Source organism: Mycobacterium sp. UM_WGJ (genome assembly GCF_000455125.1).
Classification (GTDB): Bacteria; Actinomycetota; Actinomycetes; order Mycobacteriales; family Mycobacteriaceae; genus Mycobacterium.
Window position 1 is genome coordinate 1 of record NZ_AUWR01000094.1, and the last position, 11,372, is coordinate 11,372.

Here is an 11,372-nt window from a genome sequence, read left to right on the forward strand (position 1 = left end):
GCGCGGCGGGTCGCCCGCTACCGGGCCGGCACCATCGCCAACTGACGCGTCTGCACCACGATGCGGCCTTCGCAGTCGACCACGGTGTGGTCCTCGTCGAACCAGTCCTGGCCGATCTGCACGCAGCTGCAGATCACCCGCAGCCAGCCGTCGGCCGGGATGGCCCGCAAGTAGGCGGTGAGTTGCACGGTGGGCGCCCAGCCGTTGCGGTTGACGGCGTAGGTCACCGGAGCTGACACATCGCCGCACAGCAGCGCGAAGAGCACGTCAGGCACGGCATCCTTGGGCCGTACCCACATCTCGATCACCGGCGGCCCGCCGTCCGAGCGGGGGCCCAGCGTGGTCAGTGCCGGCCGGATATCGCAGCCGTGCGCCAGGTGCACGATGTGTTCCATCGGGTGCCCCGGACCGATCGGCTCCAAGCCGGGCGGAGGTTCCGGCGTCATCAACGGCACCACCGGGTTGAACGACAGCAGTGGCGGCGCCTGGTGCTCGGGCTCACTGAGCGTGATGGCGGCGCGCACCGCGGTGCGCTCGCCCTGGTTGAGTTCGACATCGACGAGGCTGACCCGGCGTCCACGCTTGCGGATCGTGGTCACCAGCTGCATCGGGCCGGGGTCCGGTGCCCACAGATAGCTGGCCGACACCGCGACCGGCTGCAGGGCCCCGCCGTGGGCGGTGCGGGCGGCATTGGCGCACAGCGCCAGCATCGCGCCACCGTGCACCTTCGGGCCGATGGTCCAATGCTCGTTGAGCTCGCCGGTAAACGACGCGACATCATCGCTGTGGTCATGACCGTCGATGCGCACCAGGCGCATGGCATCGGTGAACAGCGTGGATGATGAAGTCACGCGTGGCTCCTTGTAACTCAGCGATCGGGCGATCAGCGCAGCAGATGCGTTCGGGCGAACTGCAGCGATTCGGTCAGCAGCGCCTCACGCTCGTGCGGCGAGCGCGCCTGCGAGGTGGTCACTTCCAGCACCACGTGACCGGTGAAGTCGCTGGAGGCCAGCAGCTGACACACCTCGGCGGTGGGCTGGTCACCGCGTCCGGGCACCAGATGCTCATCGGCCGGCAGCCCGGTGCCGTCACACAGGTGCAGGTGCGTCAGCCCCGAGCCCATCCGGCGGGCCATCTCCAACCCGTCGGCGCCGGCGGTCGCGGTATGCGACAGGTCCAACGTGTAGTGCGCGTGGTTGCCGTCGAGTGGGTCGTGGGACGGTGCGAACGCCGAAATCCCCGCTCCCGGGCCGCCTCCGCGGCGACGCATCCGCTCGCGGGACTGATCGGCGCCGAAGAACCGGTCGGCGCGGAACGGGAACATGTTCTCCACCGCTACCGCCACATCGCTGGCGGATTCCAATTCGGCGACTTGATCGCTGAAGCCCTCGGCATAGCGTCGCTGCCAGCGAAACGGCGGATGCACCACCACGGTCTGGGCCTCGAGCTGCTCCGCGGCCCGGACGCTGCGCTCCAGTTTGGAGATCGGGTTGGAGCCCCACACCCGTTGCGAGATCAACAGGCACGGTGCGTGCACCGACAGCACCGGCACCCGGTACTTGCGCGACAACCGTCGGACGGCGCCGATGTCCTGGCTGACCGACTCCCCCCACACCATCAATTCGATGCCGTCGTAGCCGAGCCGAGCCGCATATTCGAAGGCAGCCTCCGCCCGCAGCGGGTAGACGGAAGCGGTCGACAATCCGACCTTGATGGCAGGGCGCACGAAGTAATAGTGAACGGCTAATTGGCGTGCAACGCCAGCGGCCCCAACGTAACCAGCAAACCGACCGCGACCGCGATCAACGTACTGACGATGTCGACGGTCTTACGGACCGCCTGCACCGCGGCCACCAGGCCGAGTGTGACCAGGACCGTGAGCACCAAGGCCACGATGCTGTTCCACCGCCACAGCTGGTCGAAAACGATGAATAGGCCGCCGCCGAATGCCACCGCCAGGAGCGACTGCAGCACCACCAGCAAGCCGCCCACCACGCCCGGGCGACCGACGTAGAGGTCGGCCGGCTCGACGTCGGCGGCCGCCTCGGCGCTGTCGGCGTCGGCGAGCTCGGCCTGTCCGTCGGCGACCAACGCTGAGCCGCCCGCTCGCTCGGTGGAGCGGCCCTTGGTCAAAAACGACCGCACGAATGCGGAGTCCCCGGCCGGCAGATCGGCATCGCGAACGTCGCTCTCCATGACATCGACGGCTATATCGGTATAGGTGTCAACCGGATCCGGCCGCATCCGTTCGGCCCCCGAGCCTGTCGGCCGGGTTTCGTCCGGCTGGCCGTTGTCTGCCGCCGGCGGCGGGTCGGACCGCCGCATCGGCCGGGGGTAGGGGCTTTGCTCGGGTCCACTGCCGCGTGGCGCCTGCGGCGGGGACTTGGGCCAGCGCGGCTCGGCTGCCGGCCGCTTGGCGGGTTCCACCCGCTGCACCGGACGCGGCCCGGTCGCGGGCCGGTCCTCCTCGACGAATCCGGGTGCCGGACCGACGGGCAGGGCACCGCTCGGCTCACCGTCGGCCGATGCCGATGGCGGAGCCGCGACCTCGAGCTGGGGCGGCGCCTCGTCGCGGATGATCGGGATCTCCCCGGTCAGTTCCGCGACCGTCACGGCGTCGGCATTGCCGCGCCGGCGCCGGCGTCGCCCGGTGACCGGCGGGGCACCGATATTGCCGTTCTTGGCGAGCAGTTCGGCTACCGAGATGGGTCGCGTCTCGACGTCGCGGGGGTCAGGCTTGGGTCCACTCATCGGTGCCCTCCCTTTGACCGCGCTGCGGCCATGCCCGCCGCTGGAGATCCGAACAGGGTGACGCCGTCGGCCTCACTGTCGAGTCTGCGCAGGATCAAACCCTCCCGCAGCGCCCACGGGCAAATCTCCACCGTTTCAATCGACAGCGCTCGCATGCTCGCTTCCGCCACCAGAGCACCCGCCACGATCTGTGGCGCACGCTCGGCGCTCACCCCTTCCAATTCGGCCCGATCAGCCGTGGTCATCCTAGAGATGAATGATATGAGCTGCCTAAGGCCAGTGGCGGTCAGTGTGCGCCTCACGCGCGGGCCGGCGGCCGATGGCGCCGCCCCGGTCAACCGCGCCAGCGAACGAAACGTCTTGGAGCTCGCGACCGCCAGATCGGGCGGCCCGACTTCCAGCACCTCCGCAGCGGCACCTGCCAGCTCGGTGTCCAACCAGTCCCGCAGCATGGCCACCCGACGCCGGCCAGGGGGGTCTTCGGTGAGCCACTCCCGGGTGAGCCGCCCGGCGCCCAACGGCAGGGACAGCGCCACGTCCGGCTCCTCGTCGACACCGCTGGACATCTCCAGCGAGCCACCACCGATGTCGAGGTTGTTGATCCGTCCGGCACTCCAGCCGAACCAGCGCCGCACCGCCAGGAATGTCAGCCTGGATTCGTCCTCGCCGGCGAGCACCTGCAATTCGACACCGGCCTCCGATCGAACCCGGGCCAGCACGTCCTCGGAGTTGGACGCGTCTCGCACCGCCGAGGTGGCGAACGCCACTAACTCCGCACAGCCCGAACTCGCTGCGATGGTGGCGAATTCGCCCACCGTGGACACCAGTTTGTCAGCTCCGCGCCGGGTGATCTTGCCGGAGCTGTCAGTCGCCTCGGCCAGCCGCAACGTGGCTTTGGTCGAGCTCATCGGAGTCGGGTGACCACCCCGGTGGGCATCGACCACCAACAGGTGGACGGTGTTGCTGCCGACGTCGAGCACCCCTAATCGCACGCACCCAACTTAGTGGGGACAGGCCCGGACATGGTGAGGCAACGTGAATTTCTGGTCTAGCGTGGAGATTCGTGACCCCCGCGCAGCACCGTTCCCATCCCGGTGAAGTCGAGCTGGACTTCCCCCGCGAATGGGTGGAGTTCTACGACCCCGACAACCCCGAACACCTGATCGCCGCCGACCTCACCTGGCTGTTGTCCCGCTGGACCTGTGTTTTCGGCACCCCCGCCTGCAAGGGCATCGTGGCCGGCCGCCCCGACGACGGGTGCTGTTCACATGGCGCCTTCCTGTGTGACGACGACGACCGCGCCAACCTCGATGACGCGGTCTCCCAACTCACCGACGCCGACTGGCAGCTGCGCGACAAAGGTCTGGGCCGCAAGGGCTACCTGGAATACGACGAGAACGACGGCGAGCAACAACTGCGCACCCGCACCGTCAAGGGCGCCTGCATCTTCCTGAATCGGCCGGGGTTCGCCGGCGGCGCGGGTTGCGCCCTGCACATCAAGGCTGTCCGGCTCGGCGTGGAACCCCTGACGATGAAGCCCGAAGTGTGCTGGCAGCTGCCGATCCGGCGCAGCCAGGACTGGGTCACTCGCCCCGACGACACCGAAATCCTCAAGACCACGATCACCGAATTCGATCGGCGCGGCTGGGGCCCGGGCGGCGAAGACCTGAACTGGTACTGCACCGGCGACCCGGCAGCACACGTCGGCGCCCGGCAGGTCTGGCAGAGTCTGGCCCCGGAACTGACCGAGTTGCTCGGGTCCAAGGCGTACGCCGAGCTGGCCGCGATCTGCCAGCGACGTAACGAACTCGGCCTGGTGGCTGTTCACCCCGCCACCCCAGAGGCCCGGCGCACCTGACCGGAGCATCGTGCACTTGGGTGGCCGCAAATCCATGCCTTGGATCGCCGCAGCTCAGCTGGCGCTTTCTGGCCCATCCGGGGTCGCCGGGGATGTCGGGTTCCCGCGACATCGGTCCGGGAGCGCGACGGCCACGGGTGGCGGGGGTCACGACCAAACGATTTTCAGCAGGCGACCAGCGCCGGTATGCTCGGCCCATAGCGCCGCGTAGCGCACCAACTTCGCGGAGTGCGTACTGAATTGAGAAACGCGCCCAACGCGGGCATGATCGGTATTTTACGACGCCCGCCGGAGATTCATGATCAGGACCGAGATGCATACCGTAGATATGGAGCTCAACCGGAACGGACACACGTCGCCGGTCGTCCTTAGGCCTCCTGTGGTCCTTGAAGCGCGCAAACTCAACAAACAGTTCGGCGAGGGCGATACCGCCACGCCGATTTTGCGCAACATCGATATCCAGATAACTCGCGGCGAATTCGTCGCGATGGTCGGCCCGTCGGGCTCGGGCAAGTCCACCCTGCTGAGCATCCTCGGCCTGCTGGACTTGCCTACCAGCGGCGATGTCCTCATCAACGGCCAAAGCGTCTCGCAGCTCTCACGCAAGCAGCTGGCCACTGTGCGATGTCAGACGCTCGGCTATGTCTTCCAGGCCTTCAACCTTCTGGCGGGCCTCTCAGTGGTTGAGAATGTGATGCTCCCGGGCCTGCTGGCAGGTAAATCCGGCCGCGCCCAGCACGCGCATGCAATGAGCCTGCTCGACCAGGTCGGCCTGGCCGCCAAGTCCAAGCGTGTCCCGTCGGAATTGTCCGGCGGCGAACAACAGCGTGTGGCCGTCGCCAGGGCGCTTTTCATGAAGCCCGACGTGATTCTCGCCGATGAGCCGACCGGCAACCTCGACACCGTAAACGGTCAGCGGGTTATTGACGCGTTGTATAACCTGAACGCAGCCGGCCAGACAATTGTTTTGGTGACCCACGACCGGAAAATAGCTGACGACGCTCCTCGTCTGATCTCATTGCTTGACGGTGAAGTTGAGACCGACAGCGGAATGGCTCACGCGGCAAATAATGTGACATGGCTCGCGGAACATTAGCCGCGACGTTCGGCCTGCTGCGGATAATCAACTTCCGCGCCGTCCGTAAACACGCATTCCGGGCCGCACTGGCGGCATTCTCGCTCGGCGGCGGAGTGGCAGTCGTCGTGGCCGTCATGATCGAGGTCACCAGCGTCTCCAAGGCCGTCGAAGACGTCGGCTACCAGATCGCCGGACCCGCGCCGCTGCGCGTGGTCGGGGCCGCCACCCGCGGCGGCATCAGTCCCGCCGTCGTCGAGGACTCCCGGGCGGTGCCCGGGGTGGCAGCCGTGGTGCCGGTCATTCGCGGTGTCACGATGATCCGCAACGACGGCAAAGAGAGCTTCGGGCTGGCGCTGGGCGTGGACTGCTCGGCCCAGTGGATCGTCGACCCGAAGGTCTGCCAGACGGGTCAGCAGGAGCCCCCACCGGCGACCTCGAAGTCCCTGGGCGACTCCCTGAATGATTCGGCGACCTTGGTCACCGACGTCGGGCAGCTGTCGTTGGAGAAGTTCCAGCGGGTGGCCGATCTCGACGACGTCAACAACGGCCTGGTCGCGGTGCTGCCGCTGAGCATGGCGAAGGTGCAGTTCGCCCGCGGCGACCGGGTGGACATGCTGTACGTGACCCTGGACAAAGACGCCAACGCCGGCGAGGTTCAGCAGCGCCTGAAGACCACGCTCGGCCCCACCTACACCGTGCAGCCCCGCAGCGAGCCCGCGAAGGGCTACAACGTGAACGACGTGCTGCTGCCCCTGCTCGGGATCTTCGCCCTGATCTCGATCGGTGTCGGGGTCATCCTGATCACCCAGATCACCCGGCTCTCAGTGGAAGAGCGCCGACGCGAGATCGCGATCGCGTCGGCATTGGGGGCCTCACCGGCGTCGATCATGACCGGATTCCTCAGCGAGGCCGCACTGTTGGGTGCGGTGGGCTCGGCGATGGGTGTGCTGACCGGCATCGTGATCTCCGAACCGATCGTGGCCAGCGCCAGCGAGCTGACCGAACGCTTCGTCGGCGTCACCGTCCCGGTGATCCTCAAACCGGCGATCCTGGTGATCGGCGTCCTGGCCGGCATCTTCCTGGCGGTGGGCGCCGCGATCGGCCCCGCCCTGTCGGCCTCCAACACTCCCATCGCGGCCGAACTCTCCGGTCGAGCGGCCCAGGAACAGACCACGCAGCGCAAGATCTGGTTCAAGGCGTTACTGCTGCTAGCGATCGGGCTGGCCGGGGTGATCGCCGCTCGGCTGGCTACGCTCTCCGGCGCGCTGGTCGCCTGGCAGGCCATCATCGCCGATGTCGGGGCGGTCGTCGCCCTCATCGGTCTGCTGCTGGCCACGGCGTACTTGAGCGCGCAGGCGATCACCAGCCTGCGCCCGCGACCGGACAAGTCGAGCGGGGCCACGCTGACCATCGCGCTCAACGCACTGCGCTCAGACAGGTCCCGCACCGCGGCCATCTCCGGAGCCATCGCGGTTCCTGTCGTAGTCGCGATCCTACTGTCCGGATTCCTGGTGGCGATCCACATCGGTGCCACCAAGGTCGCCGAATCGCAGGCGGACGGCCGCATTGCCATCACCACTACACAGTTCGCCGATTACGGCCCCATTGATGCCCGATTCGCTCCGCAGACGGTCAACAAACTGAACTCCGTGGCCGGGGTAGAAAAAACCGAGCGGATGGCTGAAATCGAGATCAGCCTCAAAGACGGATCGTTGGCCCATATTCAGGCGCAGGATCGACCGACATTTCCGTTCGGATTACTCGCGGGGCAATCCCCGGAGGCAAGCCAGAAAGCCAATCAGGTCGTCATTGGCAGCGTGCTGGCACGCGAGAAAAATCTCCACATTGGTGACACTCTCGTATTTGGAAGTGGACTCGACGCGCAGGCGATGAGTATCGGCACCATTGTGGCTACGCCCGAATACGGTGGACGCCGGATCTACATGCCCTATGCGATCGCCGAAAAGATCTACGGTCCCCAGCCCGCCGGCCTGATCTTCGCCACCCCGGCCCCCGGACTCAGCGCCGATCAGGTCATCGAGAACATCAAGGCCACGCAGTTCGACCAGCCGGTGACGGCGGTGGACACCGACGGTTACGCCGCCGACATCGCGGCCTCCATCGGTCGCTACCTCACGCCGCTGAACACCCTGAAGTACGGGCTGCTCGCGATCGCCTTCATCTCGGTGCTGTCGACGTTGTTGCTGGTCGGTATCCGCCGCAGGCGCGAAGTGGCCCTGATCCAGGCGCTGGGTGCCACCCGGCTGCGCGTGTTCAGCATCACCACCGTCGAGGCAGTCATCGCCGGGGCCGCCGGCGGCCTGTTCGGCGCGGTACTCGCTATCGCGATCTCCGAGGCGGTGCGCCGGGCAGCCGTGGTCAACGTCGGGCTGGTCACGCCGCTGGTGTTCCCCTGGTCCGACGCGGTCCTCTACGCGGTGTTGGCCACCATCGCCGCGGTGTTCGCGGCCATCATTCCCGCCTGGAAGAGCACTCGGTCCACTCCGGCGACCGAACTCCGCGACGAGTGAGCTCGCCGCGCTGACCCGCTAAGGATGCGATGACAGCCACCACCCCCACCGTGCCCGGCTTCACCGGTGATGCCGTCTACCCCGGCGACGCCCGCTACGACGAGGTGCGCCAGGTCTTCAACGGCCTGATCGACAAGCGCCCGCAGGTGGTCCTGCAGTGCCGCTCGCAGGACGACATCGTCGCCGCTGTGCGCTATGCCGTGGACTCCGGTGCCCAGATCGCCGTGCGCAGCGGCGGTCACAGCGTCGCCGGCCACTCGGCCACCGATGGCGGCATTGTCATCGACCTCACCCAGATGCGTGGGGTGCGGGTGGACGCCGAGGCGCGGATCGCCTACGTCGACGCCGGTGCCACCTGGGGTGACGTGGACCCGGTCACCAGCAGGCACGGCCTGGCCTGCCCCGGCGGCGTGGTGTCGACGACGGGCGTCGGCGGATTTTCGCTCGGCGGCGGCATCGGGTGGCTCTCCCGAGCCCACGGCATGACCTGCGACAACCTGATCGGCGCCACCCTGGTGACCGCGTCCGGCGACGTCATGACGGTCAGCGAGACCGAGAACGCCGACGTGCTGTGGGGGCTGCGCGGCGGTGGCGGCAACTTCGGCGTCGTGACCCAGTTCGTGCTGCGCCTGCACCCGGTCGACGGTGTAGTGGCCGGCGTGCAGTCCTACCCCGACGCCGACGCCGAGGCAGCCCTCAAACACTTCCGAGCCCAGATGGACAACGCGCCCGACCACCTGGCGTCCATCCTCGACTTCTCCAGTGACCTCACGACGGGCCAGTCACTGGTCAACGTTCTGGCCTGTTCCACACGGACCGACCAGACCGGTAGCGACGACGTCAGCGCCCTGCTCAATGTTCGCGGCGTGGCGGCCAAGCCGGTGGTGGCCCTGCAGCACAAACTGGACTACTCGACCTGGCAGCAGGCCCTGGACTACACGGCGCCCTACGGCTGGCTGAACTACTGGAAGTCGCTGTTCGTCACCGAGCTCACCGATGAGGCCATCCGGCGCATCGCCCTGTTGGGGCGGTCGCGCCCGTCTGCGCAGACCCGGCTGCACCTGATCCGGTTGGGCGGCTTCGCCAGCCGGGTTCCGGCGGAGTCGACGGCCATCGTCGCCCGCGAACACCCCTACATCATTCATTTGATGGCGACGTGGACCGACCCCGCCGAGAGCGCGCGATGCACGGCGTGGGCCCGGCAGGCCTTCGAGATCCTGCGACCGCTGGGACCGGCCGGTGCGTACTTGAACTTCGTCGGCGACGAGGGCCAAGACCGCATTCGCGCGACATTCGGTGACGCCGGATACCGCCGTCTCGCCGAGCTCAAGGCACGCCTTGATCCGGCCAACCGATTCACCCTCAACCACAACATCGAGCCGGCGACGGGGAGCTGACCGCTCGGCAGTTCTCAGTGTGTCGCCAACGCGGACACACGGTTACGCCAACGCACGGTGGGTATTGTTGTCCGCGGGGGAAAGGACGCAAGGATGCCTGCCGCGCACGATGATGACTTGGCCTTCGCCGGCGTCGCGCGCTTGGCGCAGCTGGTACGCGCGCGTGAGGTGTCGCCGCGCGAGCTGGTAACCCTGTATCTGGATCGGATCGCCCGGCTTGACCCGGTGTTGAACGCCTTCCGCACGGTGATGGGCGACCGAGCGATGGCCGAGGCGGCAGACGTCGAGCAGCGATTGGCCGCCGGCGAAGCCCTGCCGTTGGCCGGTGTGCCCATCGCCGTCAAGGACGACACCGACGTGGCCGGCGTTTCCTCGATGTGCGGCACCGGAATTGACGTCGGCCCGGCAAGCACCGACAGCGCCGCCGTGCGACGGCTGCGGGCCGCCGGCGCGGTGATCATCGGCAAGACCCATTTGTCGGAGTTCGGCGCCTACCCGGTGAGCGAGTCGGCGACTTGGGGTGTGACCCGCAACCCGTGGGATCTCTACCGGACCACCGGCGGCTCCAGCGGCGGCTCGGCGGCCGCCGTCGCCGCCGGCATGGTGCCCGGCGCCACCGGCAGCGACAGCGGCGGGTCGGTGCGTATTCCGGCGGCCTGCTGCGGACTGGTCGGCCTGAAGGGCCAGCGCGGCCGGGTCAGCACCAAGGAGTCACCGGAGCGGGCCTACCGGTTCCACGGGCTCAACCACATCGGGCCGCTGGCGCGCAGCGTCATGGACGCCGCCCTACTGCATGACGCCATGACCGGCCCCGAACCCGACGACGAGATTCCTTCGCCCCCACCGGCGCCCCCGCTGATGGAGACACTGCTCGCGGCTCCTCGGCCACTGCGGATCGCGATGTCCTTCAAGCCAGTGGTCCCGGTTCACGTCAGCGATGAGGTACGGCGACCGGTCCTTGAGACCGCAGATTTGTTGCGCTCGCTGGGCCACGAAGTGATCGAGCGTGACCCGGTCTATCCGGTGCTGGGTATCGCCGCGGTGCTCGCACTGTTTATGAACGGGTTCGCCCACGAGATCGAGCGGCTCCCGAAAACCGAACTGCTGGAACGGCGTATGCAGGCTGAGGCCCGAACCAGCCGACTGGTGCCGGATTGGCTGGCTCGCCGGGCTGTCGCCGCGGAGTCCCGGATCACCGCCCGCTCGCAGCGCAGAATCGCCGACTTCGACATCCTGATGACCCCGGTGCTGGCGATCCCGCCGGTGCGGGTGGGCTATTTCGAGGGGCTCGGGCCGACCCGGGCGATGCTGAAGATGCTCAAGTTCATCCCGTTCACCTTCCCCCAGTGCTACAGCGGTCAGCCGGCCATCTCCGTGCCGACCGGTATCGCCGACGACGGCCTACCCGAGGCGGTGCACCTGGTGGCGCGGGCCAATGACGAGGCCACCCTGGTTTCCCTGGCGGCGCAGATCGAATCGGTGCAGCCCTGGACCCAGCGCCGACCACCGACCGAGGCGCTGCTGTCGCAGGTGGGCTAGGCCGGCGACCCGGGCTCAGCAAGGCTGGTAGCTCTTCTACCAGAGTCAGGGGCAGCCACGGGTCTTCACGCGCGGATCACTCGTCTGTCCCAAATTCATGGTCTGCTCGCTTGGCGGAACGTTGGTCGCGTCGCCGCAGTTTGGTAGATCCAATATGCATAACCGTTGACGCAAAAAGTGCCGTCAGCGATGCCGATAGAGGGGCTTGTCAAGATAAC

The 11,372-nt window shown here is 67.5% G+C and carries 9 protein-coding genes; 5 read left to right on the forward strand and 4 right to left on the reverse strand.

Going from position 1 to position 11,372, the window contains the following annotated elements:
* Positions 1–17: 17 nt before the first annotated feature.
* The 4 genes from N416_RS0120715 to N416_RS0120730 form a co-directional block, all read right to left on the reverse strand.
* Positions 18–818 carry a thioesterase family protein gene (locus tag N416_RS0120715; RefSeq protein ID WP_036458865.1) on the reverse strand — a complete coding sequence of 267 codons (801 nt, stop codon included), beginning with the start codon at positions 816–818 and terminating at the stop codon, positions 18–20.
* Between the two features lie 65 nt (positions 819–883).
* Entirely contained in the window at positions 884–1,726 is an 843-nt protein-coding gene (locus N416_RS0120720) for a sugar phosphate isomerase/epimerase (RefSeq protein WP_024444005.1), read from the reverse strand.
* A gap of 17 nt (positions 1,727–1,743) precedes the next feature.
* On the reverse strand, positions 1,744–2,751 hold the full coding sequence (locus N416_RS0120725; protein WP_024444006.1) for a hypothetical protein: 1,008 nt from the start codon (positions 2,749–2,751) through the stop codon (positions 1,744–1,746).
* A complete protein-coding gene (locus N416_RS0120730; protein ID WP_024444007.1) occupies positions 2,748–3,743 on the reverse strand; it encodes a Ppx/GppA phosphatase family protein in 996 nt (331 codons plus the stop codon). Before N416_RS0120730 ends, N416_RS0120725 begins: the two co-directional genes overlap by 4 nt.
* A gap of 71 nt (positions 3,744–3,814) precedes the next feature.
* On the opposite strand from N416_RS0120730, the gene N416_RS0120735 reads away from it, so the two are divergent.
* The 5 genes from N416_RS0120735 (at position 3,815) to N416_RS0120755 (ending at position 11,154) form a co-directional block, all read left to right on the forward strand.
* A complete protein-coding gene (locus N416_RS0120735; RefSeq protein WP_024444008.1) occupies positions 3,815–4,609 on the forward strand; it encodes a hypothetical protein in 795 nt (264 codons plus the stop codon).
* 298 nt (positions 4,610–4,907) lie between these two features.
* Positions 4,908–5,705 carry an ABC transporter ATP-binding protein gene (locus N416_RS0120740; protein WP_231384365.1) on the forward strand — a complete coding sequence of 266 codons (798 nt, stop codon included), beginning with the start codon at positions 4,908–4,910 and terminating at the stop codon, positions 5,703–5,705.
* Positions 5,687–8,218, forward strand: a complete 2,532-nt coding sequence (locus tag N416_RS0120745; RefSeq protein WP_024444010.1) for an FtsX-like permease family protein — start codon at positions 5,687–5,689, stop codon at positions 8,216–8,218. Before N416_RS0120740 ends, N416_RS0120745 begins: the two co-directional genes overlap by 19 nt.
* Positions 8,219–8,247: 29 nt before the next feature.
* Positions 8,248–9,615: an FAD-binding oxidoreductase gene (locus N416_RS0120750; protein ID WP_024444011.1), complete on the forward strand. Its 1,368-nt coding sequence runs from the start codon at positions 8,248–8,250 to the stop codon at positions 9,613–9,615.
* A 93-nt stretch (positions 9,616–9,708) separates the two neighbouring features.
* Positions 9,709–11,154, forward strand: a complete 1,446-nt coding sequence (locus N416_RS0120755) for an amidase family protein (protein ID WP_024444012.1) — start codon at positions 9,709–9,711, stop codon at positions 11,152–11,154.
* Positions 11,155–11,372 lie beyond the last annotated feature (218 nt).